The sequence below is a fragment of the Enterobacter sp. HNDS-6 genome (assembly GCF_039850505.1).
Classification (GTDB): Bacteria; Pseudomonadota; Gammaproteobacteria; order Enterobacterales; family Enterobacteriaceae; genus Enterobacter; species Enterobacter kobei.
On record NZ_CP156673.1, the window covers coordinates 3,191,960 to 3,215,630 of the forward strand.

At 58.8% G+C, this 23,671-nt stretch carries 19 protein-coding genes and 2 pseudogenes; 13 read left to right on the top strand and 8 right to left on the bottom strand.

The window, feature by feature from the left end; genetic code table 11:
• Positions 1-245 precede the first annotated feature (245 nt).
• From ABFI50_RS14890 to ABFI50_RS14910, 5 genes are all read left to right on the top strand, one after another.
• Positions 246-821, top strand: coding sequence for a hypothetical protein (locus ABFI50_RS14890; RefSeq protein ID WP_230278590.1), 576 nt, complete (start codon positions 246-248; stop codon positions 819-821).
• Positions 822-936: 115 nt separating this feature from the next.
• Positions 937-1,491: a fimbrial protein gene (locus tag ABFI50_RS14895; RefSeq protein ID WP_347484394.1), complete on the top strand. Its 555-nt coding sequence runs from the start codon at positions 937-939 to the stop codon at positions 1,489-1,491.
• Between the two features lie 57 nt (positions 1,492-1,548).
• Entirely contained in the window at positions 1,549-2,229 is a 681-nt protein-coding gene (locus tag ABFI50_RS14900; RefSeq protein ID WP_032628755.1) for a molecular chaperone, read from the top strand.
• Positions 2,230-2,401: 172 nt separating this feature from the next.
• Positions 2,402-4,765 (top strand): fimbria/pilus outer membrane usher protein, encoded by a 2,364-nt coding sequence (locus ABFI50_RS14905; RefSeq protein WP_347484396.1) that lies wholly within the window; start codon positions 2,402-2,404, stop codon positions 4,763-4,765.
• A gap of 73 nt (positions 4,766-4,838) precedes the next feature.
• Positions 4,839-5,822, top strand: a complete 984-nt coding sequence (locus ABFI50_RS14910; RefSeq protein WP_241449015.1) for a fimbrial protein — start codon at positions 4,839-4,841, stop codon at positions 5,820-5,822.
• A gap of 138 nt (positions 5,823-5,960) precedes the next feature.
• Here ABFI50_RS14910 and ABFI50_RS14915 read toward each other — a convergent pair.
• Together ABFI50_RS14915 and ABFI50_RS14920 are read right to left on the bottom strand one after the other, a co-directional pair.
• Positions 5,961-6,246: pseudogene (locus ABFI50_RS14915) on the bottom strand (methionine synthase); the annotation flags it as partial.
• A gap of 18 nt (positions 6,247-6,264) precedes the next feature.
• Positions 6,265-6,394, bottom strand: a pseudogene (locus ABFI50_RS14920) (putative oxygenase MesX); the annotation flags it as partial.
• A 156-nt stretch (positions 6,395-6,550) separates the two neighbouring features.
• On the opposite strand from ABFI50_RS14920, the gene ABFI50_RS14925 reads away from it, so the two are divergent.
• From ABFI50_RS14925 to ABFI50_RS14940, 4 genes are read left to right on the top strand one after another with little or no spacing between them, the layout of a single operon-like run.
• Complete coding sequence (locus tag ABFI50_RS14925) at positions 6,551-7,462, top strand: metal ABC transporter substrate-binding protein (protein WP_023332345.1); 912 nt, start codon at positions 6,551-6,553, stop codon at positions 7,460-7,462.
• Positions 7,463-7,464: 2 nt separating this feature from the next.
• Positions 7,465-8,271: an iron/manganese ABC transporter ATP-binding protein SitB gene (gene sitB / locus ABFI50_RS14930; protein WP_032637233.1), complete on the top strand. Its 807-nt coding sequence runs from the start codon at positions 7,465-7,467 to the stop codon at positions 8,269-8,271.
• Complete coding sequence (gene sitC / locus ABFI50_RS14935) at positions 8,268-9,125, top strand: iron/manganese ABC transporter permease subunit SitC (protein WP_347484399.1); 858 nt, start codon at positions 8,268-8,270, stop codon at positions 9,123-9,125. Before sitB ends, sitC begins: the two co-directional genes overlap by 4 nt.
• Positions 9,122-9,961, top strand: a complete 840-nt coding sequence (locus ABFI50_RS14940) for a metal ABC transporter permease (RefSeq protein ID WP_014882940.1) — start codon at positions 9,122-9,124, stop codon at positions 9,959-9,961. The genes sitC and ABFI50_RS14940 overlap by 4 nt, the downstream gene beginning before the upstream one ends.
• Here the strand turns inward: ABFI50_RS14940 and entD are convergent.
• The gene (gene entD / locus ABFI50_RS14945; RefSeq protein ID WP_347484400.1) at positions 9,915-10,589 is read right to left on the bottom strand and encodes an enterobactin synthase subunit EntD; all 675 of its coding nucleotides are present in this window, start codon (positions 10,587-10,589) and stop codon (positions 9,915-9,917) included. The two genes, ABFI50_RS14940 and entD, sit on opposite strands and share 47 nt — an antisense overlap.
• A gap of 59 nt (positions 10,590-10,648) precedes the next feature.
• A complete protein-coding gene (locus tag ABFI50_RS14950; RefSeq protein ID WP_023332349.1) occupies positions 10,649-12,889 on the bottom strand; it encodes a TonB-dependent siderophore receptor in 2,241 nt (746 codons plus the stop codon).
• A gap of 145 nt (positions 12,890-13,034) precedes the next feature.
• Between ABFI50_RS14950 and fes the strand changes: the two genes are divergently transcribed.
• Genes fes through entF form a run of 3 tightly spaced genes read left to right on the top strand, consistent with a single transcriptional unit; the run spans position 13,035 to position 18,308 of the window.
• Entirely contained in the window at positions 13,035-14,231 is a 1,197-nt protein-coding gene (gene fes, locus ABFI50_RS14955) for an enterochelin esterase (RefSeq protein WP_014882943.1), read from the top strand.
• A gap of 10 nt (positions 14,232-14,241) precedes the next feature.
• Positions 14,242-14,454, top strand: coding sequence for an MbtH family NRPS accessory protein (locus ABFI50_RS14960; protein WP_014882944.1), 213 nt, complete (start codon positions 14,242-14,244; stop codon positions 14,452-14,454).
• Complete coding sequence (entF, locus tag ABFI50_RS14965) at positions 14,451-18,308, top strand: enterobactin non-ribosomal peptide synthetase EntF (RefSeq protein ID WP_347484403.1); 3,858 nt, start codon at positions 14,451-14,453, stop codon at positions 18,306-18,308. The genes ABFI50_RS14960 and entF overlap by 4 nt, the downstream gene beginning before the upstream one ends.
• Positions 18,309-18,416: 108 nt before the next feature.
• Here the strand turns inward: entF and fepC are convergent, their stop codons facing one another.
• From fepC to fepD, 3 genes are read right to left on the bottom strand one after another with little or no spacing between them, the layout of a single operon-like run.
• Positions 18,417-19,217: an iron-enterobactin ABC transporter ATP-binding protein gene (gene fepC, locus ABFI50_RS14970; protein ID WP_347484405.1), complete on the bottom strand. Its 801-nt coding sequence runs from the start codon at positions 19,215-19,217 to the stop codon at positions 18,417-18,419.
• Complete coding sequence (gene fepG / locus ABFI50_RS14975; RefSeq protein WP_347484407.1) at positions 19,214-20,206, bottom strand: iron-enterobactin ABC transporter permease; 993 nt, start codon at positions 20,204-20,206, stop codon at positions 19,214-19,216. The genes fepC and fepG overlap by 4 nt, the downstream gene beginning before the upstream one ends.
• Positions 20,203-21,207: a Fe(3+)-siderophore ABC transporter permease gene (gene fepD, locus ABFI50_RS14980; RefSeq protein WP_347484409.1), complete on the bottom strand. Its 1,005-nt coding sequence runs from the start codon at positions 21,205-21,207 to the stop codon at positions 20,203-20,205. The genes fepG and fepD overlap by 4 nt, the downstream gene beginning before the upstream one ends.
• 108 nt (positions 21,208-21,315) lie before the next feature.
• Between fepD and entS the strand changes: the two genes are divergently transcribed.
• On the top strand, positions 21,316-22,551 hold the full coding sequence (entS, locus tag ABFI50_RS14985; RefSeq protein ID WP_014882948.1) for an enterobactin transporter EntS: 1,236 nt from the start codon (positions 21,316-21,318) through the stop codon (positions 22,549-22,551).
• Between the two features lie 83 nt (positions 22,552-22,634).
• Here the strand turns inward: entS and fepB are convergent, their stop codons facing one another.
• Positions 22,635-23,594 (bottom strand): Fe2+-enterobactin ABC transporter substrate-binding protein, encoded by a 960-nt coding sequence (gene fepB / locus ABFI50_RS14990; protein WP_180261970.1) that lies wholly within the window; start codon positions 23,592-23,594, stop codon positions 22,635-22,637.
• Positions 23,595-23,671 lie beyond the last annotated feature (77 nt).

Here is a 23,671-nt window from a genome sequence, read left to right on the forward strand (position 1 = left end):
CTACGATAATGACATCATCATACACGTGTTTGATGATTATGGACTACGGTGCTCGAAATCCTATTTGTTGTCCATGATGAAGAAAATCCAGAACGCATTTAATACCGTGGGCTTTGAACGATATCCTTTTACCAGAATCTATGGGAAAGCGTACAAAATCGACTTCGGTTCGTTAGAACGGATATATGTTGTAAAACCTTCTTCACATTGACGATGATAAATTTCATAAGGAATGAGTTTTGACGGTGCTATTAGTTTTTTCAAGAAACTTTGCCATGAGGCAGGCAATTAAAACATTGAACTCAGCCAATAGAGAAATATTTTATTTTGACAATCGGCTGGAGTTCTTAGTAAGCGCGACCATTCTGGATAAATCTTACATTCTCATCGATACAATAGGAGAAAGTAGCGAGAATATCCGATGGCTCTATTATCGCCTTGCGGCGAGGGGATTAATGCGCCTTACCTATTTTATTGCGCCAGAGAACAATGCGGAGAACGGCTTTTTAAAATTCTTCCGCCTTGTTACTACGCTTAAGGATCTCAAGCAGCTGTGCGAGCGCGCCTCTAAACATCGGGCGAATGAAAACCCCTGCGTATTAAAAGACGTGCTGTATCAGAGGCTGTCGACGCGACTGTCGGACGACCATTTGAACTTTCTCCTGAAAATTTATGATAAATCGACGAGCCAGTGCCGAATTAAAAATAAATACGAAATTAACAAAAATTACTATGTTAGAAGTCGACTGGCGTTAGGCAATGGTCTGGAGATGAAACAACTTATTTTACTTTTATCATCGCAAAGCCTGAGATGCTCATAACGATATAACGTCTATTTATTGGCTTAAACGAACATAAATTTAGCGGTCCAGTTCCGCTCTTCCTGCGCAACAGTGAACGTTGTGCAGATACCTTCAATCCTAAGGATATATAGCTATGCAAATGAAGTTAAACAGTGTCATTCGAAATATGGTTATGGCAGCATCCGTTTCTGGAATAACCTTTGCCGCCAGTGCAGCCGATGGACAGATCAACTTTACAGGCACCATTCTGGATTCTGCCTGTACGATTGATACCAATACGGCGAACCAGACCGTTAACCTTGGTAAAATTCCAAAGAGCTCGTTCAACGCGGCCGGGGCCGTTGCTGCCGCAACCCGCTTTAGCATTGTGTTGAATAACTGCCCTGCGGCCGTCACCTCTGCCTCCGTTAAGTTTGACGGCACGGCGGACAGCAGCGACACCAATATTCTTGCGCTGAACAGCGGTCAAACGGCTAAAGGCGTCGGTGTGGCGTTCTATGAAGAAGATGGCATCACCGCAATCCCGCTGGCGACCCAGTCTAAGAGCATCACGCTTGACACCAGCACAGGCGAAGATCCTGCTAACAGCAACAAAATGACCTTCGTGGCGAAATATAAGGCAACGCAGGCTGCCGTAGTTGCGGGTACGGCAAACGCAACGTCAGATTTTACCATTACCTATCAGTAATAAGCCGGGCGTACCCAGGGTACGCCCCATTTTTTCCTGCTGGAATATCGGGGAAGTATGATGAGTCAACTTATTCGAACGATTGTATTATTAGGCACTTGCCTACTCTCCCTGCCGGGCCAGGCCAGCATAACCGTTGGCGGAACGCGCTTAATTTATAATGGAGCTGAAAACGAAGCCTCACTCCCTGTGAGTAACAGTAAGGATGCTGTCCCCTATTTAATTCAGTCATGGATTGAATTAAGCGAAAACTCGAAGGAGCAGGTTCCTTTTATCGTCACGCCACCGCTGTTCCGCCTCGACGGTGGTCATGAAAATACGCTGCGGGTCATTTATACCGGCGAGACGTCGCTGCCTGAAAACCGAGAGTCTGTATTTTGGCTTAACGTAAAATCAATTCCCTCAATGACCCGGTCAGATGAGAACAGGCTGCTTATTGCCGTTAAGACGCGCATGAAGCTTTTCTACCGGCCTGCGGCTCTGGCGTCGGAAAATGCGGGTGAGGCATGGACGCGATTGACGTTTGAACCGCGCGGCGAACGCCTGGTGATTAATAATCCGACGCCGTTCTACGTTTCTCTTTATTCATTAACGGTTGGCAATAAAACGATCGCGCCGCCGCCAATGATTTCCCCCTTGAGTTCCGTAACGGTCGCCGGCAGTGGAAAGCAGGTGGCGTGGAAAGCCATAAATGATTTTGGTGGCGTAACGACAGAAAAGCGCCAGATGCTGAAATAAAAAATATTAACAACACGCTATGTCACTCGCGCAGGTAAGCAAAGTGAATATTGTTTCTTATTCCCGATATGGTTTTTTCTCTGGCTCGTGGCCTCACCGCGTAAGTCGACTCTCGACGATAGCGCTTTTTATTTCGGGCGTTTTTCCCGCGGGCGCGGGCGAACTCTATTTTATGGCTGATGCGCTTGAAAAAATACACTCGACTTCCCAGGGCATCGATCTGGGCCGCTTCGAGCGCGGAGAGCAGTTACCCGGCACCTACAGGGTAGAAATTTGGCTTAATGAAAATTATATCCGAACGGAAAATATCTCTTTTGTTCCTGTAAACGGCATCGGGCTGGCGCCGGAACTTAACCGCAGAGAGCTTGAGTCGCTCGGCGTCAGGGTTAAAGCATTTCCTGAATTAGCCATGCTTCCGGTCGAGACGATTATTACCGACCCCGGCGCATTCATACCGGACGCTACCGCCCGGCTGGATTTTGACAGGCAGAGGCTGGACATCTCTATCCCGCAATCGGCGCTCAACGCGCGCGCGCGCGGCACCGTTGATCCGTCGCTCTGGAACCAGGGCATTTCTGCGCTGCTGGTCAATTACAGCATCAACGGGTCGCGCAGCTGGAGCCGGTACGGTGAGACGCAGGATCAGCTTTATACCAACCTGCAAAGCGGTATTAACGCGGGGCCGTGGCGCCTGCGCAACTACAGCACCGTGACCAAGAACAACGGGAAACAGTCGTTTTCGTCGCTGAATACGACCCTGAGCCGCGACGTCCAGTTTTTGAGGGGGCAGTTCCAGGTGGGGGAAACCAGTACCCCGGGCGACGTGTTTGACAGCGTGATGTTTCGCGGTGCGCAGATTTTTTCTGATGACACCATGCTGCCGGAGAGCATGCGCGGCTTCGCTCCTGTCATTCGAGGGATCGCCCGCACCAACGCCACGGTCACCGTGAAGCAAAACGGCTACACGGTTTATCAAACCTACGTGGCGCCCGGCAGCTTTGAAATTCGCGATCTCTATCCTACCTCGGCGAGCGGCGATCTGGACATTGTCGTCACCGAAGCCGACGGCAGCGTCCAGCATTTCGTGCAGCCATTCTCTGCGGTTCCCGTCATGCTGCGGGAAGGCCGCGTGAAGTATGCGCTGAGCGCAGGGGAGTATCGAACAACGAAGCATGGCGCGGAAACCCCCTCATTTGGGCTGGGCACGCTGGCCTATGGCCTCTCCAATCATCTCACGCTGTACGGTGGCGTTTTGGGGGCGAGCAACTATGCGTCTGGCGTGCTCGGTACGGGTCTCAGCTTTGGCGACATTGGCTCGCTGTCGGCTGACGTTACTGTTGCCGACAGCCAGCTTGATGATGAGAAAAAACGCCGCAGCCGCGGGCAGTCCTATCGCGTGCAGTATTCGAAAACGGTGGCCACGACCGCTACCACCGTGACGCTCGCCAGCTATCGCTACTCTACGGAAGGGTTTTATACCTTCCAGGAAGTGAATGAATTTAGCAGCCAGCGCTACAACAAGCGAAGCCGACTGCAGCTCAACCTCAGCCAGTCGCTGCAGAGCTGGGGAAACTTTTATATTTCGGCCTATCAGCAGGACTACTGGAGCAAGCGAGGCTATGAGCGCAACGTCAGCACCGGCTTTAACACCAGTATCAGCGACATCAACTACTCGCTCGGCTACACCTACAGTGAAACGCCGGGCAAAAACCGTAAGGACCAGATTCTGGCCTTTAGCCTGCAGGTGCCGCTGAGCAAATGGCTACCGCAAAGCTGGGCCAGCTACAGCGTGAATATGCAAAAGAACGGTCCTGAAACGCATCAGGTGGGGCTGAGCGGCACCGCGCTTGCCGATAACAACCTGAGCTACCTGGTCCAGCAGGGCTATACCTCGTCGGGCGGGGAGTCGAGAAGCGCCGTGAGTGGAACCTATAAGGGCGGCTACGGCACCGTGAGCGCGGGTTACAACCATAGCCGACAGAATAGCCAGCTGAACTTCGGCCTGCAGGGGGGGATCGTGGGTCATGAACACGGCGTGACCTTCTCGCAGCCGCTGGGAGATACCGTTGTGCTGCTGGAGGCGCAGGGCGCGCCCGGCGTAAGGGTACGCAACAACCCCGGCGTTAGAACGGACTGGCGCGGCTACGCGGTGGTGCCCTATGCCAGCGCCTACCAGGAAAACCGGATTGCGATAGACACCGGCTCGCTGGGACCGGACGTGGATGTGGCCGAATCCGTGGTCAACGTTGTGCCGACGCGCGGTGCCGTGGTGCGCGCCACATTCAACGCGCGAACGGGGTACAGGGCCTTGATAACGCTCCTGTATCAAAACTCGCCGGTGCCCTTTGGCGCAATGGTAAAGCTTAACGAAAGCGACACGATGAGCATTGTGGGAAGCGATGGCGAGGTTTATATGAGCGGCCTGAATGATGGGGACACTATCACTGTAAGGTGGGGGGCGAAAACCTGCCGCGCCAAAATAACCTTGAACGCCTTACCGGGGAAAATTCAGCGTACCACCGCGGCATGCCGTTAAATTTCTCATGGCCTTGACGCGCATGATGACTTTGGCGAGAGAAGGCCTAAGCCTCACCTAAATGAAGGAACATATGATGTCTACCGTAATGAAAATCGCGACGGCTGCAGTGGGAAGCGTTATATCTCTGAATGCTTTTGCGCTGTGTTCTGCAAACGACGTCGCGGTGAACGTAGATCGGAATATTGTCGTTCAGCGGGATGCGCCCGTTGGAACGGTTTTAGCGACGATAACCACCGTTAACCCCATGACGTGCGATCCTGAGGGCCAGCAAATTGGATATGATGGCTCGTGGTTTATTCAGCTCTCGGGGACGAATGCGGATTATGGCGCCTCGCCGCTGGCCAACGTGCGGGCGACGGAGGTTCCGGGCATCGGCATCCGCTGGAAGAACTTTTCCAGCACCACGCAAAGCAGCGAGTTTGTCACCCGGATGAATCTCAATAATGCGAGCTGGAGGCGAGGGATCCTCCAGAATGGCGTATCAACGTTCACGGATACCTTCGAGCTGATTAAAACCAGCACTACCCCCGCGACGGGCTCAATACCGGCGCTGACGCTAAATATGGAATACAGCACGCCGGTCAGTAATAATATTAAACGCCTGCCGCTTTATAAATATATCTTTTCGCCGATGAACATCAGCACTGCATCCTGTCAGATTCAGGATAAAAATTTGAATATCAATATGGGGATTGCGCTGTTGCCGAAGTTTAACGGCGTGGGCAGCACCCAGAATCCGGTAACGTTTTCCATCCCGCTTATTTGTGGTGAACAGACCGCGGTGAATGTAACGCTGGATAACGTCAGCCCGCTTGCCGATGCTGCCAACGGCGTCCTGGGGTTAAACAGTAGCTCGACGGCAAAAGGCCTGGGCATTCAGCTGAAATATAATGATGCGCCGGTACAGTTCGGCAAGTTAATTAAATACGGCACGACCACCTCGCCGGGGGAGGTGGTGAATATTCCCTTCAAGGCCGCGTATTACATGACTTCAGCGAATGCGCGGTCAGGCTCGGTGAGCGCCACGGCGTCCTTCACCCTGACCTACCGCTAGCACATTATTCGCGGCGATAAGCGAAAGGGGGCCATCTGGCCCCCTTTACCCCTGTCTGAACGTTGTGCTTATTTCCCCAGCAGCTCCCTGCGCACAATTTCTGCCCCCGCGCTCAGCGTGGCCAGCTTGCCGCGCGTTCCAGTCGCTCACCTCGTCAAAGAAGACGTTAAACGCGGTTCGTCGAACTGGATAATGTCCACGCCCGCCGCCTCAAGCTCTTTCGCCTCCTGGTTAAGGATGCGGGCAAACTCCCAGGCCAGCCTTTCGCATCTTCAACGAAGACCGGCTTCAGGCGCGATAGCGCACCTACCACCGCCGGCACGCTCGCGTCATAGCGATTGCGGATTTTCACCACTTCGCGCTTCTCAAAATCCACGCCGTTCAGGTGTTCAATAAAGGGGGGGTCGAAGTGCTGGCGCGTCCTGCTGGTATTCAGCGCCTAACGCAGGTTTTGCTGACGGCTTTCTCCGCGCGCTAAATTCGCAAAGTTGGTGGTAATACGCGTTTTTTGAAGGGGTTATAGTCTCATCGAAACGAATGCTTTTTAAGGTGAAGACAAAAGGTTTTGTCATCGTAAAGGGCGGGGCGGCGGCACCAGTTTCGCGCAGCGTCACCCGTCGCGCCAAAATCAATAATGATAACTATTTTCATTTGATTATAGCCTGTGCTATACAATATAGCTAAGGCTAATTTCGGTATATTTTTAACCACTTCAGGAGAGTTCTGCGATGCACCTACTGCAAGGATTGAAGCGTCTGTTGTTCAGCTCGCTGCTACTGACCGCGGCCACCGCGGGCGCACAGGCGGCTGAAAAATTCCAGGTCATCACCACGTTTACCGTCATAGCGGATATGGCGAAAAACGTGGCGGGGGACGCCGCAGAAGTCACTTCCATCACCAAACCGGGCGCTGAAATCCATGAGTATCAGCCGACGCCCGGCGACATCAAGCGCGCCCAGAAGGCGCAGCTGATCCTGGCCAACGGCATGAACCTTGAGCTGTGGTTCCAGCGGTTTTATCAGCATCTGAACGGCGTGCCGGAAGTGATTGTCACCAAAGGCATTACGCCGATGGGGATCGGGGAAGGGCCGTATAACGGCAAACCCAACCCGCACGCGTGGATGTCTCCGGATAACGCCCTGATTTACGTCGATAACATTCGTGACGCGCTGGTGAAGTACGACCCGGCGAATGCGCAGACCTATCAGCGCAACGCTGAAGCCTATAAGCAGAAGATCACCGCCACCCTCGAACCGCTGCGTAAGCAGGTTGCGGAGATCCCGGAAGATAAACGCTGGATGGTCACCAGTGAAGGGGCGTTCTCCTATCTGGCGCGGGATCTGGGCCTGAAAGAGCTTTACCTGTGGCCGATCAACGCCGATCAGCAGGGCACGCCTCAGCAGGTGCGCAAGGTTATCGATCTGGTGAAAAAACATCGCATCCCGGCGGTGTTCAGCGAAAGTACGGTCTCCGATAAACCCGCGCGCCAGGTGGCACGGGAAACCGATACCCATTACGGTGGCGTGCTGTACGTTGACTCCCTGAGCGCAGAAAACGGCCCGGTGCCGACCTATATCGATCTGTTGAACGTCACGACCCGCACGCTGGTGCAGGGCATCCGTGACGGCATGAAGGAGTAACCATGCAGAAGGGGATTGTCGTAACCGATTTGACCGTGACCTACCGTAACGGTCATACCGCATTGCGTGATGCCTCGTTCAGCGTGCCGGGCGGTTCGATTGCCGCACTGGTCGGCGTGAACGGTTCCGGCAAATCTACGCTGTTTAAGGCGGTGATGGGCTTTGTACGGGCGGCAAGCGGCACGATCACTATTCTGGGATTACCGCCTCACCGGGCGCTCCGTCAGAACCTGGTCGCCTACGTGCCGCAGTCGGAAGAGGTTGACTGGTCGTTCCCGGTGCTGGTGGAAGACGTGGTGATGATGGGCCGCTACGGACATATGGGTTTTTTGCGTCGGCCAAAAGCGCTGGATCGGCAGATCGTCACCGACGCTCTGAAACGGGTGGATATGCTTGAGCTGCGCCATCGGCAGATTGGCGAGCTCTCCGGCGGGCAAAAGAAACGCGTGTTTCTGGCGCGGGCGATTGCCCAGCAGGGCGAGGTGATCCTGCTCGACGAGCCGTTTACCGGCGTGGACGTTAAAACTGAAGCCAGAATTATCAGCCTGCTGCGGGAACTGCGCGATGAGGGCAAAACCATGCTGGTATCGACCCACAATTTAGGCTCCGTCTCCGGGTTTTGCGATTACACGGTCATGGTCAAAGGTACCGTGCTGGCAAGCGGCCCGACGGAAACTACCTTTACCGCCGAAAATCTGGAGCGCGCCTTCAGCGGCGTGCTGCGCCACGTGGTGCTCAGCGGCTCTGAAGATCGCATTATTACCGACGATGAACGCCCCTTCGTGACGCACCGTCAGGAGGTAAAATGAGCGTACTTCTGGAACCCTTCGGCTACGAGTACATGCTGAACGCGATGTGGGTTTCGGCGATGGTGGGCGGGCTGTGCGCGTTTCTCTCGTGCTATTTGATGCTCAAAGGCTGGTCGCTGATTGGCGATGCGCTCTCGCACTCCATCGTACCGGGCGTGGCGGGAGCCTACATGCTCGGGCTGCCGTTTTCGCTGGGGGCGTTCCTGTCGGGCGGGCTGGCGGCGGGCAGTATGCTGTTTCTCAACCAGCGCAGCCGCCTGAAAGAGGACGCCATCATCGGGCTGATCTTCTCCTCCTTTTTCGGTCTGGGGCTGTTTATTGTCTCACTCAACCCGACCTCGGTGAATATTCAGACTATCGTCCTCGGGAATATCCTCGCCATTGCCCCGGAAGACATCGTCCAGCTGGCGATTATCGGCGTGGTGTCGATGCTTGTTCTGCTGTTCAAATGGAAAGATTTGATGGTGACCTTTTTTGATGAGAACCACGCCCGCGCCATCGGTCTGCGTCCTGAACGTCTGAAGATCCTGTTCTTTACCCTGCTGGCGGTTTCCACCGTGGCTGCGCTGCAAACCGTCGGCGCATTTCTGGTGATCTGTCTGGTGGTCACGCCCGGCGCGACCGCGTGGCTGCTGACCGATCGCTTCCCGCGACTGCTGATGATTGCCGTCGCCATGGGTAGCATTACCAGCTTCCTCGGCGCGTGGGCGAGCTATTATCTCGACGGCGCGACCGGCGGTATTATCGTGGTCGCCCAGACGCTGCTGTTCCTGCTGGCGTTCGTCTTTGCGCCGAAGCACGGGCTGCTCACCAGCCGCCGCCGGGCGCGTCAGGCGCAGGAGGTCCACCCATGATCGCGCTGCTCCTTGAACCCTTCCAGTTTGCGTTTATGAACAACGCGCTGCTGATTTCACTCCTGGTCGCCGTGCCCTGCGCGCTGCTGTCGGTTTTTCTGGTGCTCAAAGGCTGGGCGCTGATGGGCGACGCCATGAGCCATGCGGTGTTTCCCGGCGTCGTGCTGGCCTGGATGATGGGGCTGCCGCTGGCGCTGGGCGCATTCGTTGCCGGTCTGTTCTGCGCGGTCGCCACCGGATACCTGAAAGACAACAGCCGCATCAAGCAGGATACGGTTATGGGGATCGTCTTTTCCGGCATGTTCGGTGCCGGGTTGATCCTCTACATCGCCGTCAAACCCGAGGTGCATCTCGACCATATTCTGTTCGGCGATATGCTGGGTATTAACGGGATGGACATTCTGCAAAGCGGGATTGTGGCGGGGCTGATTGCGCTGGTGATTGGCCTGAAGTGGCGGGACTTTTTGCTGTTCTGCTTTGATTATCAGCAGGCGCAGGCGAGCGGGTTGCGCACTCGCTGGCTGCACTATGGATTACTGTGCATGGTTTCGCTGACTATCGTGGCGACGCTGAAAGCGGTGGGGATTATTCTGTCGATTTCGTTGCTCATTGCGCCCGGCGCGGTGGCGGTGCTGATCACCCGGCGCTTCCACATGGCGCTGCTGGTGGCGGTAGCCGTTTCCGCGCTCGTGTCCGTAAGCGGCGTCTATGCGTCATTTTATCTCGACAGCGCGCCTGCCCCGACTATCGTCGTGCTGTTCGCGGTCGTGTTTATCGTGACGTTTGTGGTCACCAGCGTGAAGGCCCGTCGACAGGAGAGTGTGACAGCAGGGTGATCGCCTGTTCGCCGTGCTGTTGCCAGTGAACGGTAAAGGCGGTGCCTTCGGGATAGCCCGCGCGCTGGCAGGTCAATGCCAGCGTAAGCGTCTTATCGACGAGCTGCATGACGCGGGCGCTGTCAAATCCCATCCAGGCCTGCACCTGCGGAAAGAGGGCTTTGAACAGGCTCTCTTTGGCGCTAAACACCAGCGTCAGGGCGAGGGCGAACGGGTAACCCGAGCGGGAAAGGACGCTCTCTTCCTGCGCATCAATAATGCCGTCTTTGATTTCCCGGGCTTCGTTTTCGGGGAGGATCGTTTCGCAATCAATGCCGATAAGCGCAGGGTGGTCGCGCGTAACGACAGCCATGGCCTGCGTGCTGATGTGGGTAATGCTGCCAGACACTCCCTGTGGCCAGAGTGGTTCCCCGCTGGGGCCGATGCCGGGTACGGTGTGGTCCGGTAAGGCGTGCGCCGCGGCGATGCGCCCGGCAAGATGCTCGGCTTTGCGTTTGCGTCCGGCGTTTGAAAGCTCGGCGTGATGGGGAAGCCAGAGGAGATCGGCGTCGGTAAAGGTGGTGGGGTCGAAGGTGACGCGGTGAACGGTGCGATCGGCGAGAATGAACGTGCTGTGGGTTGCGTGCATGGTTTCCCCTCACCCTGACCCTCTCCCCGGAGGGGAGAGGGAAGGTTTACTTCAGTGCCTTAAAAATGGGTATTCACACTCATATACCACGTGCGACCCGGCTCATTATACGTATACGCTCCCGCACCGTACATATACGCGCCGGTGGTGGCATTCCCCGTGGTTTGGGCATTACCCGCACGCCACTGGCGCTTGTCGAAGACGTTATCCACGCCGCCGGTCAGGCTGACGTTTTTAGTCACGTCCCAGGTCGCGCTCAGGCCAACGATGCTGTACGGGCTAACTTCGTCTTTCTCTGACCCGCTTACCGGTTCACCCTTGTAGTTGTATTTCTTCGGCTGCTGCTTGCCGTACCAGGTGAAGGTTGACTGCAGCGACACATCCTGATGCACCTGCCAGCTCAGGGTCGAGTTTAGCGTGTACTCCGGAATGATCGACAGACGGTCGCCGGTCTCCTTGTTCTTACTCTGCAGCATGTAAGTGATGTTATTGGTCCAGTTGATCGTGTCGCTGACCGGCACGTTCAGGGAGCCTTCCAGCCCTTCAACCACCGCTTTCGGGACGTTTTCCCACTGGTAAATATCCGTCTGCACCTTGCCGGAAGAGGTGTGGCCAATTGGCGCATAGCCCGCTTCAATCTTGTCGCGGTAGTCGTTGCGGAACCAGGTCACGCCCGCCAGCCAGCCGTCGCGTTTCCACTCCAGACCGATCTCTTTGTTGATGCTGGTTTCGGCTTTCAGATCGTCGTTGCCCATCATGTAGCAGCCGACGCCGTCGCCGCTTGCGTAGCAACCCTGGCCTTTACTGTAGAGCAGATAGTTCGGGTTGGTCTGATACAGGCTTGGCGCTTTGTAAGCCCGCGCAATACCCATCTTCAGCGTGAAGTCATCCCCCAGACCTTGCGACAGGTTAAGTGACGGGCTCCAGTTATTGCCGACGATGGTGTGGTGATCGAAGCGCAGGGCAGGGGTCAGCATGGTGCTGTCGGTCAGCTCCATGTTGTTCTCCGCAAACAGGGAGAAAATCTCCGCCGAGGTGTACGGACTACGGTCGTTGCTCATGCCCGGAATGGTGCCGCCCTGCTGGGTTTGCGTGAAGGAGGTCGAATCCTTCATGCGCTGCTGGTTCCACTCGGTGCCCAGGGTCAGATTCTGGTTAACGAGGAAATCAATCGGCAGATTGATTTCGCTGTGCAGCATCACGTCGGCCAGATCGGTGTCGGTGAATTTATCGCTGTTAAACAGACCTTCCGTCCCACCAGCCAGCCCTTCGCCCAGACGGGAGTTGCGGGTGTGTTCGTACTGCGCCCAGTTGCTGGTGGTAATGCCGTTATCCCAGCCGCCGTTCCAGGTCACCGCGAAGTTCTGGCGATAAATACGGTTGGTCTCTTTGCCGTAGTTTTTCTTCACCAGCGCGTTGTCGTTATTGGTGTTCTGCGTGTCGCCCGCATAAAGGTTGTTCTGGCGGCTATAGCCTGCTTCAAACTCCAGGGACTGCATGGGGGCGAAGTCCCAGCGCACGACGCCGTTGATGTCTTTGTTCTCTACACCTTCACGACCTGCGGGCAGGGTGTTGGCGTAGGCGCCGGTACGGTCAGACTGATGGCCCTGGTTGATGTCCCACGCGTCGGCCTGGGTTTTGTCCAGGTTACCGAACATGCGGAAGCTGAAATCGCCGCCCAGCGGGCCGCTCAGGCTGAAGTTGGTGCGCTTAGTGGAACCTTCATCTTTATGTTCCGGCGCATTCAGGTAGGTGTTCCAGGAGCCGTGCCACTGGTCGTCGAATTTTTTGGTGATGATGTTGACCACGCCACCTGCCGCGCCGTTGCCGTAGCGGGCGGCCGCCGGACCACGGATCACTTCGATGCGCTCGATCATCTCCGGCGGTACCCAGCCGGTATCGCCCCGGGTATCACGCTCGCCGCGCCAGCCCAGACGGATGGAGTTACGGCTGGTAACCGGTTTACCGTCGATCAGGATCAGGGTGTTTTCCGGGCCCATGCCGCGGATATCAATCTGACGGTTATTCCCGCGCTGGCCGCTGGTGGAGTTACCGGTGAGGTTCACGCCCGGCATGGTGCGGATGATTTCCGACACGTCTCGCGCGGGCGGGTTTTTACGGATCTCATCGGCGGTGATGGTCGATACGCCCGGCGCCTGCAAATTTTGCTCGGCGGCGGTGATCACCATCGTGTCTTCGTGCTGCGCGGAGGCGGCGTTGTCGTCTGCCATGGCGGGCAGCGCGACGCCATAAATCCCTAAATTGACCAGCAAGGCCAGAGAGTGAATCTTCTTATTCATTGTACGTCCCGCTTTTATGGTTATTCATGAACGCGCTTCCCACAGCGCGGGCATTACGCTATTGCAAATGCAAATAGTTATCAATAATATTATCAATAAAATTTGTCCTGAAACAAAAAAGTCTGTTAAACATGAGGTTATAAGGGTGACGGCGTTAACAACGGGCAGTGAAGCGTGGTGGCAGTCGAAAAGCGGGCCTGACTTGAAACCTGAAAACGGTAAATTTCGCGTCACGTTCTGGTGGCGCGATCCGAACGGAACGCAGACCTCGTCACCGATTAAACACGTCTGGCTCAATATCACCGGCGTGACCGATCACCATCAAAATGCCCGCCCGCAGTCCCTCAAACGCATCCCGGATACCGACGTCTGGCAGTGGGAGGGAGAGTTCAGTCCCGCGTGGCGGGGGAGCTACTGTTTTATCCCTTCCGTGAATGAAAACGATTTTGCCGACGCGGTGTTTGAAGGCGAGAGTCCGGACCGTATGGCGCTGCGCGAAGGCTGGGGTAAATTGCTGCCGCACGCGGTTTCCGACCCGCTTAACCCGCAGAGCTGGCGCGGTGGCCGCGGTCATGCCGTTTCGGCGCTGGAAATGCCGGGCGCACCCGTTCAGCCAGGCTGGGATCGTCCTGATACGCCCCACCACGCGCCGGTCTGCATTGATTGGGAAAGCGCACGCCTGAAAAACCGCCGCCGAGTCTGGATTTTTACCACCGGGGAGGAAAACCCCGAGCGCCCGCTGGCGGTGCTGCTTGATGGCCAGTTCTGGGCCGAAAGCATGCCCGTCTGGCCCGCGCTGGCCGCGCTTACCCGTGAAGGCAAACTGCCCCCGGCGGTCTATGTCTTAATTGATGTGATTGATACCGCACACCGCAGCCGCGAGCTGCCCTGCAACCCCGATTTCTGGCTGGCGGTGCAGGAAGAACTCCTCCCACAGATACAACGCATTGCCCCCTTCAGCGACCGCGCCGACCGTACCGTGGCGGCGGGTCAGAGCTTCGGCGGGCTTTCCTCCCTTTATGCGGGCCTCAACTGGCCGCAGCGCTTTGGCTGCGTGCTCAGTCAGTCCGGTTCCTACTGGTGGCCGCACCGCGGCGCACAGCAGGAGGGGCTACTCATCGGGCAGCTTAAAGCGGGTGAAAAAACCGCACGCGGACTGCGCATCGTCCTTGAGGCCGGGCGCAACGAACCGCTTATCTTCCGCGTGAATCAGGCGATTTACGCCGAATTGCACGCGCAGCAGGTTTACTGGCGTCAGGTTGACGGCGGACACGACGCGCTTTGCTGGCGCGGTGGGCTGACGCAGGGGCTGATGACCCTCTGGCAGCCGCTTATTCAATAACGGAGTCTGTATGGAATTCAGCAATCCTTTCGATAATCCGCAGGGACAGTTTGTCATTTTGCAAAACGACCAGGGGCAGTACAGCCTGTGGCCGCAGCAGTGCGAATTGCCCGCGGGCTGGCGCGTGGTATGCGAAGCGCAGCCTCAGGACGTGTGCCAGCAGTGGCTGGCGGAACACTGGCAGACGCTTGAGCCGTCGTATTTTGCGGGGGAAAACGCATGAGCCGTCTTCCGCTTGTCGCCGCCCAGCCCGGTATCTGGATGGCGGAGCAGCTGTCCGCGCTGCCAAATACCTGGAGCGTGGCGCACTACACTGAGCTAAAGGGCGATATCGACGCGCCGTTGCTGGCAAAAGCCATTGCTGAAGGCATGATGCAGGCCGATACCCTGCGGATGCGTTTTGCCGAAGATAACGGTGAGGTGTGGCAGTGGGTGGATGAAACCGTCATGCTGCCGGAACCGTCCATCGTTCGCGTGGACTCTCATGATGCCGCCGCGGCGCTGATGGAAGCCGATCTCAACCAGAACCTGCGCGTCGACAGCGGTCAACCGCTGGCGTTTCATCTGCTGATTCAGGTGGGGGAAGAACGCTGGTACTGGTATCAGCGTTATCATCACTTAGTGGTGGATGGCTTCAGTTTCCCGGCGATTACCCGCCAGATTGCCGCCATTTATGCCGCATGGAAAAAGGGCGACCCCACGCCACCTTCTCCTTTTTCACCCTTCGCCGAGGTGGTGGAAGAGTATCAGCGCTATCGTGAAAGCGAGGCGTATGCACGCGACGGTGACTTCTGGGCAGCGCAGCGCAGACAGCTTCCTCCTCCGGTCTCTCTTTCTTCCGCGCCGCTGCCGGGGCGCGCCGCGACAACTGACATCCTGCGCCTGAAAATCGTTGCCGACAGCAGCGCGTTTAGCCAGCTTGCGCAGGCTGCAGGGCAGGTTCAGCGTACCGATCTGGCGCTTGCGCTGGTCGCGCTGTGGCTGGGCCGCCTGACCGGGCGTCTGGACTACGCCGCCGGGTTTATCTTTATGCGCCGCATGGGCTCCGTCGCGCTGACCGCAACCGGACCGGTGCTCAACGTCCTGCCGCTGGCGGTGAATATCGATCCGCAGGAGAGCCTGCCTGGGCTGGCGCTGCGTCTGGCGAGCCAGCTGAAAAAAATGCGCCGCCATCAGCGCTACGACGCGGAGCAAATTCTCCGCGACAGCGGTAAGGCGGCGGGTGATGAAGCCCTGTTTGGCCCGGTGCTGAACGTTAAGGTGTTCGATTATCAACTGGAACTCGACGGCGTAGAGGCCATCACCCACACGCTGGCGACCGGACCGGTGAACGATCTCGAGCTGGCCTTGTTCCCGGACGAGCAGGGCGGATTAAGCATTGAAATTCTCGCCAGCAAACAGCGTTACGATGAAACAACGCTGAAGGGCCACGTCGCGCGCCTGAACGCGATGCTGGTGCAGTTTGCCGCTAACCCGGACCTGCGATGTGGGGAAGTGGAAACCGTGTCAGAGCAAGAGTACGCGCAGCTTGCGCGCATCAATGACACCGGGCTGGCGCTACCCTCCACCACGCTCGCGGAGCTGGTGGCGGAACAGGCGAGCAGGACGCCGGACGCCCCCGCGCTGGCGGATGCGCACATCGAGCTGAACTACCGCCAGATGCGCGAGCAGGTGGTCGCGCTGGCAAACCTGCTGCGTGCGCGCGGCGTGAAGCCGGGCGACAGCGTGGCGGTGGCCCTCCCGCGTTCGGTATTCCTGACGCTGGCCCTGCACGGCATTGTGGAAGCCGGCGCCGCGTGGTTACCGCTGGACACCGGTTACCCGGACGACCGCCTGCGGATGATGCTGGAGGACGCAAAGCCGTCCCTGCTGATTACCACCGATGAGCAGCTTCCGCGCTTTAGCGAACTGCCCATAGCTTCGTTTAGTTACAACATGCTTTTGCCTGCTGCGGGTACTGAGCCTCTGCGCGTGGCGAAACCGGAGCAGACGGCGTACATCATTTTTACCTCGGGTTCAACCGGGCGTCCGAAAGGGGTGATGGTTGGGCATACCGCCATCGTTAACCGCCTGAAGTGGATGCAGAACCACTACCCGCTGACAGCGAATGACGTGGTGGCGCAGAAAACGCCGTGCAGCTTTGACGTCTCGGTCTGGGAGTTCTGGTGGCCGTTTATCGCCGGGGCGAAGCTGGTGATGGCCGAGCCGGACGCGCACCGGGACCCGCAGGCGATGCAGAGCTTCTTCGCCCGGTATGGCGTCACGACGACCCACTTTGTGCCGTCGATGCTGGCGGCGTTTGTCGCCTCGCTGACGCCGGAAAACGTCGACTGCTGCAGGACGCTTAAGCAGGTGTTCTGCAGCGGCGAAGCGCTGCCGACCGGGCTGTGCCGCGAGTGGGAGCAGCTCACCCGTGCGCCGCTGCACAACCTCTACGGCCCGACCGAAGCGGCGGTGGACGTGAGCTGGTATCCGGCGTTTGGCCCTGAGCTGGCGGCCGTTGAAGGCAATAGCGTGCCGATTGGTTTCCCGGTGTGGAACACGGGGATGCGCATTCTGGATGCAATGATGCGCCCGGTGCCGTTCGGCGTGGCGGGGGATCTGTATCTCACCGGCATTCAGCTGGCGCAGGGATATCTGGGGCGTCCGGATCTCACCGCCAGCCGCTTTATCGCCGACCCGTTCGCGCCGGGCGAGCGGATGTATCGCACCGGTGACGTCGCCCGCTGGCTGGATAACGGGGCGGTAGAATATCTGGGCCGCAGCGATGATCAGCTAAAAATTCGCGGCCAGCGTATTGAGCTGGGCGAAATCGACCGGGCGATGCTGTCGCTGCCGGACGTGGCGCAGGCCGTGGCGCATGCCTGCGTGTTCAACCAGGCGGCGGCAACGGGGGGTGATGCCCGCCAGCTGGTGGGATACGTTGTCTCCGAATCCGGTTTACCGCTGGATCGCGATGCGCTGCTGGAATCGCTGAAGGCGCAGCTTCCGCCGCATATGGTGCCGGTGGTGCTGCTGCAACTCAGCGCGCTGCCGCTCAGCGCGAACGGCAAACTCGACCGCAAGGCGCTGCCGCTGCCGGAGTTGACCAGCAAAACCACCGGACGCGCGCCGGAAACGGACACCGAAATCGGCGTGGCGCAGGCGTTTGCCGCGCTGCTGGATTGCGAGGTGAACGATATCGAAGCCGACTTCTTTGCCCTCGGCGGCCATTCGCTGCTGGCGATGCGGCTGGCGGCGCAGCTCAGCCGCACGTTCGCCCGCAAGGTCACGCCGGGGCAGATTATGGTCGCCTCGACGGTGAGCAAGCTCAGTGCGCTGCTGGACTTAAAAATGAACGACGAGCAGGCGCAGCGTCTGGGGCATGAAGCCGTTCTGCCGCTGCGTGAAAGCCATGGCCCGACGCTGTTCTGCTTCCATCCGGCGTCCGGTTTTGCCTGGCAGTTCAGCGTCCTGGCGCGCCACCTCAGCCCGCGCTGGTCTATCACCGGCATTCAGTCTCCCCGACCGGAAGGGCCGATGCAGCAGTGTGCGGATCTGGATGGGGTGATTGATCATCACCTGAATACGCTGCGTAAGCAGCAGCCGCAGGGGCCGTATTATTTGTTCGGCTATTCCCTCGGCGGCACGCTGGCGCAGGCTATTGCCGCTCGTTTGCGCGCGCAGGGTGAAGAGGTGGCGTTCCTTGGCCTGCTGGATACCTGGCCACCGGAAACCCAGAACTGGGCGGAGAAAGAGGCCAACGGCCTCGACCCGGCAGTGCTGGCGGAAATTGAGCGCGAGCGGCAGGCGTTTATCGCCGCGCAGCAGGGGCAGGGCAGCAGTGAGCTGTTTGGCGCCATCGAGGGCAACTACGCCGATGCGGTGCGCCTGCTCACCACGGCGCACAGCGCGCGGTTTGACGGCAAAGCGACGCTGTTTGTCGCCGAGCGCACGCGCACGATGGAGCCGCAGATCGCCTGGGCACCGTGGGTGGCGGAGCTTGCGGTGCATAGCCAGGATTGCGCCCACGTGGATATCATTTCGCCGCAGGCGTTTGAGAAGATTGGGCCGGTATTGAAAGGGATATTGGGGTAACGTCAAAAGCGCCGGGTGGCGGCTACGCCTTACCCGGCCTACGGATCCGTGGTTGATGTTTGTTGGGTTTGCTCCCTCTCCCTGTGGGAGAGGGCTGGGGTGAGGGCATCAAACCGCACGTTTTCCAAGCGGCACCACCAGCGGCGTCCCCGCCACCGGATCGTCAATAATCATGCAGCGCATACCGTAGATCTGCGCGATCAGATCCGGCGTCACAATCTCCTTCGGCGCGCCCTGCTCCACAATCTCACCGTCGCGCAAGGCAATCAGATGCGTCGCGTAGCGGCACGCCTGGTTCAAATCATGGAGCACCGCCGCCAGCGTATATCCTTGGGTGCGGTTCAGCTCGCTCAGCAGCTCCAGCAGGTCAATTTGATGGCTGATATCCAGCCACGTTGTTGGCTCGTCCAGCAGCATGATGGAGGTTTCCTGCGCTAACACCATCGCAATCCAGGCGCGCTGGCGCTGGCCCCCGGAAAGGGTGTCGACGCTTTGTTGGGCGAGAGCGGTAATCCCCGTCGCCTGCATCGCGCGGTTTACCGCTTCATCGTCCTCTTTACGCCAGCGGGTAAACAGCGGCTGGTGCGGATAGCGCCCGCGCGAGACCAGTTCCTGCACCGTGATGTCCCCCGGCGTGGTGGCGTTTTGCGCCAGCAGCCCGATGCGCCTGGCCACCTCTTTGCTGGCGAAGCGCTGGATCTGCTCTCCGTCCAGAAACACGCTGCCCTCAACCGGGGTCATCAGGCGGCTCAGCGTGCGCAGCAAGGTTGATTTGCCGCAGCCGTTCGGGCCGATAATCGCCGTGAAGTGGCCGTCCGGAATAGCGACGGTTAAATCACGGGCAATGATTTTTTTGCCGTAGCTAAGGGTAAGGTTTTCGCCGCGCAAGCGGGTTGTTGTGTCTGTCATTTCTTGCGTGACTCCTGAACGAGCAAGACGATGAGGTAAATCCCGCCGAGGCTGACGGTTACCACGCCCACCGGCAGTTGATAAGGCATAAACAGCCGCTGGGCGCAGAGATCGGCGGCCAGTAGTAACAGCGATCCACACAGCGCCGCCTGGGTTAATCCCCAGCGCGCGGTGCCGCTAAGACGCCGGGCGATGTGCGGGGCGACAAGCGCAATAAAGGATATCGGCCCGGCGATGGCGGTGGAGGCGGCGGTCAGTAATACGGCCACCAGCATCAGCATCAGGCGCGAGCGCTCAACGCTCACGCCCAGCGCGCAGGCGCTGTCGTCGCCCATCTCCAGCAGCCGCATGCGGCGCACCAGCAGCAGCGCGCCGATAAACATCAGCAAAATCAACGGCGCGGCGGGCCAGGTTTTGCCCCACGTCAGGCCGTTGAGTGAACCGGCATACCACAGCCCGGCGGAGATCGCGGTGTCCAGCGAGGCCTGCAGTAACAGCCAGGTGTTAAAGGCCATCAGCATGGCGCGCACGCCAATACCGATGATGATCAGGCGGAAGGTATCGATGCCGTTGCGCCAGGCAAGGAGCCAGATAACCAGCGACGTCAGAATACCGCCCGCCATCGCCGTAAAGGTGATGGCTGTCAGGTGCTGGCCGAACAGCACCATCGCCACCAGTACGCCACTCCAGGCTCCGGTATTCAGGCCCATTACGTCCGGGCTGCCGAGCGGGTTGCGCATCAGCGACTGGAAAATCGCGCCGCTGACCCCGAGCGCTGCGCCCACCAGAATCGCCATCGCCACGCGCGGCAGTCGCCATTCGGTGACCACCAGGGTGATATTGCGCGGGGCGCTGCCCGTGAGGGCGTGGAAGACCTGCACGAAATCGAGCGTGACCGCACCGCTTTGCAGGCTCCAGACCGCCAGCAGAACCGTGGCGATAACCAGCAGAGATACGCTGGTTATTAAACGACGGGTCAGAACCCTCATGCGCCACCTCCGCGTCTGCGTCGTACCAGGACGATCAGCACCGGCGCGCCGATAAAGGCGCTGACCACCGAAACGCGCAGTTCGCCTGGCACCAGTAGACGGCCGAGCACATCGGCAAACAGCAGCAGGGCCGGGGTGGCAAGCAAGGTGACCGGCAATGACCAGCGGTGATCGGCCCCCACCAGCCAGCGCGCCATGTGCGGCATCATCAGGCCGATAAAGGCAATCGGGCCGACCACGGCGGTCGCGCAGCCGCACAGGACGGTGATGGCGAGCAGGCCAACCAGCTGCGTACGCGCCACGCGGTTGCCGAGTGCGGTCGCGGTGTCGCTGCCAAGACTGAGGCTGTTGAGCGCCCGGCTTAACAACAGCGCCACGGCGGCGGCGATAATGACCGGGAGCGCCACCACTTTCAGCGTGTCGAGAGTACGGATATCCAGCGAGCCGGCCTGCCAGAAGCGCAGCTGGTCGTAGACGTCCGGGTTGAGCAGGGCTATGCCGTTGGATAAGCCTTCCAGCACCGCTGCGAGCGCTACGCCAGCCAGCGTCAGGCGTACCGGGCTTAGCTGTCCGCCGCCCTGGCTGCCGGTAAATGCGACCACCAGCGAGGCGGCCAGCGCGCCGCAAAAGGCCATCACCAGTTGCTCAAAAGGTGAAGTCAATCCGAACAGCGCCGCGCCGAGCACGATGGCAAAGCTGGCGCCAGAGTTCACGCCGAGAATGCCGGGGTCCGCCAGCGGGTTACGGGTGAGGGTTTGCATCAGGGCCCCGGCAAGACCGAGGGCACCACCGGCCAGCAGTCCGGCGAGGGTTCGGGGCAGACGAGCGTCGAGCACGATAACGCAGTCGGCGCTCTGGCAGCTTCCGGAGAGCGCATCGACAATAACGGATGCGGGCAGGGACTTCGCGCCAACCAGCAGACTGAGTGCAATCGCAAGGATCAACAGCAGCAATAATACGGGCACGGCAATGGCGCGCACCGTAGAAGAGGAAAACGACATAGCAACATCCATGATTTGATAATGATAGTGATTATCGTTATCTATCTTATTTGTCTATGTTAGCATGTGCGCCCATGGAATGGGTAGAAATAGACTCAAGGCTTTGTCATGAATCAAAAATCCTGGCTGCTCAACCTCAGCCTGCTCAAAACGCACCCGGCGTATCGCGCCGTTTTTATCGCGCGCTTTATCTCCATTTTGTCCCTCGGGCTGCTCGGCGTGGCGGTGCCGGTCCAGATCCAGGCCATGACGCACTCCAGCTGGCTGGTGGGGTTATCGGTTACGTTAACCGGCAGCGCAATGTTTATCGGCCTGATGGTCGGCGGCGTGCTGGCGGACCGCTACGAGCGTAAAAAACTGATCCTGCTGGCGCGCGGCACCTGTGGCGTGGGCTTTATCGGGCTGTGTATTAACGCTTTGCTGCCGGAGCCGTCGCTGATGGCAATTTACGCCCTGGGGCTGTGGGACGGTTTTTTTGCCTCGCTAGGCGTGACGGCGCTGCTGGCGGCGACGCCTGCGCTGGTGGGGCGTGAGAATCTGATGCAGGCGGGGGCGATCACCATGCTCACCGTTCGCCTCGGCTCGGTGATTTCGCCGATGGTGGGTGGCCTGCTGCTGGCCACCGGCAACGTGGCGTGGAACTACGGGCTGGCGGCGGCGGGAACCTTCATTACCACGTTGACGCTGCTGCGCCTGCCGTTGTTGCCACCTCCGCCGCAGCCGCGTGAGCATCCGCTGAAGTCCCTGATGGCGGCCATTCGTTTTCTGTTCAGCAACCCGCTGATTGGCGGCATTGCGCTGCTCGGTGGCCTGCTGACCATGGCGAGTGCGGTGCGCGTGTTGTACCCGGCGCTGGCGGGCGAGTGGCAGATGAGCGCCTCGGAAATCGGTATTCTCTACGCCGCCATTCCGCTCGGCGCGGCGTGTGGCGCGTTGACCAGCGGTCATCTGGCGCAGAGCGCGCGTCCGGGGCTGATTATGCTGCTTGCCACGCTGGCCTCGTTTGTTGCCATTGGCTTCTTCAGCCTGATGCCGGTGTGGGCGCTCGGGGTGATGTGTCTGACGATTTTTGGCTGGCTGAGCGCCATCAGCTCGCTTTTACAGTACACCCTGATCCAGACCCAGACGCCGGAGGGGATGCTCGGGCGCATTAACGGTTTGTGGACCGCGCAGAACGTGACGGGGGATGCGATCGGTGCGGCGATCCTTGGCGGACTGGGAGCCGTCATGAGCCCGGTGGCCTCGGCGAGCAGCAGCGGGTTAGTGTTAGCCGTTGTTGGCGTGATTTTACTGGCGGTTTTGGTGGAGTTGCGTCGGTTCAGGCAGGAGAGTGCTCCGGTGTGATTTGCCGGGTGGCGGCTGCGCCTTACCCGGCCTACATTTTGCACCCGTAGGCCCGGTAAGCGAAGCGCCACCGGGCGCAGTTATTACCTGAAAATTGCCTCTAAACGCTGTAACACCAACATCGCGCTGTAATAATCCAGGCGGAACGTCTCCGTTCCCAGCGCCCAGACGCGCTTGTTCTGCACAGCTGGCAGGTGCGCCAGCAGCGGGTTGGCGTAGATCGCATCCACGTCTTTCTGGTCGCCGGCAAAGACAAACAGCCCTTCGCCGTTTAGCCCCGTCGCCAGGTTTTCCCCGCCCAACTGAATAATGTCGTGGCGTTTCCCCTGGCTTTTCGAGGTATGCAACCCGGCAGGCAGGTCCGCCAGCGTAAAGCCCAGCTGGTGCAGAAGCTTGCCCTGGGCCGATTCCGTGGTCCACAGGTTCGCCGTGTGTGCGGCAGCGGTATAGACGATGGCGTTCACTGGCTGCGGCGGCAGCGTCATCTGCTGCTTCACCTGGGCGAGCTGTTCATCAAATGCGGCAATGCGCTCGGCGGCCTGCTTTTCGTGTCCGGTCATCGTGCCCAGCTGCGTCAGCAGTTCCTGCCAGCTTTTGTCGTCGTAGTTGATGATAAGCGTGGGCGCGATGGCCGAGAGCTGATCGTACAGCGCCAGCGCCGAATCCCCGCCGGTGGCGCTGATCAAAATCAGATCCGGCATTTGGGCGGCCACCGCCTCTGCGCTGGGTTCACCAATATACAGCCGCGCAACCTTACGCTGTTTCGCAATGTCTCCCCACTGGCGCAGGAAACCCTGCGCATCCGCGACGCGGTTATTCGGCGTGGTCGCACCGCTGGCGATAACCGGCGCATCAATTGCCAGCAGGGAGCCGGTCAGGGTCACGCTGGTGGAGACAATGCGCGTCGGTTTGTGCTCAAGGGTATGAACGCCACGGCTGTCGGTGACCTGACGCGGCCAGTCGGCGGCGACCGCTGAGGTTAGTCCTAAAACAAAAAATCCTGTCAGAAGAATGGCATTGCGGCATATGGCAAGGAGTTTCACAGAGCGGCATCCTGTTTTTATTGAAGATAATGCTTCTCATTTTCATGGTTGCCGGGGAGGGATGCAAGCGTTTGTCG

What these genes read in the sequence shown, in the direction of transcription:
- entD (WP_347484400.1), bottom strand. Translation starts at nt 10,589, where the DNA reads ATGCACGCAACCCACAGCACGTTCATTCTCGCCGATCGCACCGTTCAC.
- ABFI50_RS14905 (WP_347484396.1), top strand. Translation starts at nt 2,402, where the DNA reads ATGGCTGATGCGCTTGAAAAAATACACTCGACTTCCCAGGGCATCGAT.
- ABFI50_RS14925 (WP_023332345.1), top strand. Translation starts at nt 6,551, where the DNA reads ATGCACCTACTGCAAGGATTGAAGCGTCTGTTGTTCAGCTCGCTGCTA.
- ABFI50_RS14895 (WP_347484394.1), top strand. Translation starts at nt 937, where the DNA reads ATGCAAATGAAGTTAAACAGTGTCATTCGAAATATGGTTATGGCAGCA.
- sitB (WP_032637233.1), top strand. Translation starts at nt 7,465, where the DNA reads ATGCAGAAGGGGATTGTCGTAACCGATTTGACCGTGACCTACCGTAAC.
- fepC (WP_347484405.1), bottom strand. Translation starts at nt 19,217, where the DNA reads ATGACAGACACAACAACCCGCTTGCGCGGCGAAAACCTTACCCTTAGC.
- entS (WP_014882948.1), top strand. Translation starts at nt 21,316, where the DNA reads ATGAATCAAAAATCCTGGCTGCTCAACCTCAGCCTGCTCAAAACGCAC.
- ABFI50_RS14900 (WP_032628755.1), top strand. Translation starts at nt 1,549, where the DNA reads ATGATGAGTCAACTTATTCGAACGATTGTATTATTAGGCACTTGCCTA.
- fepG (WP_347484407.1), bottom strand. Translation starts at nt 20,206, where the DNA reads ATGAGGGTTCTGACCCGTCGTTTAATAACCAGCGTATCTCTGCTGGTT.
- fepD (WP_347484409.1), bottom strand. Translation starts at nt 21,207, where the DNA reads ATGTCGTTTTCCTCTTCTACGGTGCGCGCCATTGCCGTGCCCGTATTA.
- entF (WP_347484403.1), top strand. Translation starts at nt 14,451, where the DNA reads ATGAGCCGTCTTCCGCTTGTCGCCGCCCAGCCCGGTATCTGGATGGCG.
- ABFI50_RS14960 (WP_014882944.1), top strand. Translation starts at nt 14,242, where the DNA reads ATGGAATTCAGCAATCCTTTCGATAATCCGCAGGGACAGTTTGTCATT.
- ABFI50_RS14940 (WP_014882940.1), top strand. Translation starts at nt 9,122, where the DNA reads ATGATCGCGCTGCTCCTTGAACCCTTCCAGTTTGCGTTTATGAACAAC.
- ABFI50_RS14950 (WP_023332349.1), bottom strand. Translation starts at nt 12,889, where the DNA reads ATGAATAAGAAGATTCACTCTCTGGCCTTGCTGGTCAATTTAGGGATT.
- sitC (WP_347484399.1), top strand. Translation starts at nt 8,268, where the DNA reads ATGAGCGTACTTCTGGAACCCTTCGGCTACGAGTACATGCTGAACGCG.
- ABFI50_RS14910 (WP_241449015.1), top strand. Translation starts at nt 4,839, where the DNA reads ATGATGTCTACCGTAATGAAAATCGCGACGGCTGCAGTGGGAAGCGTT.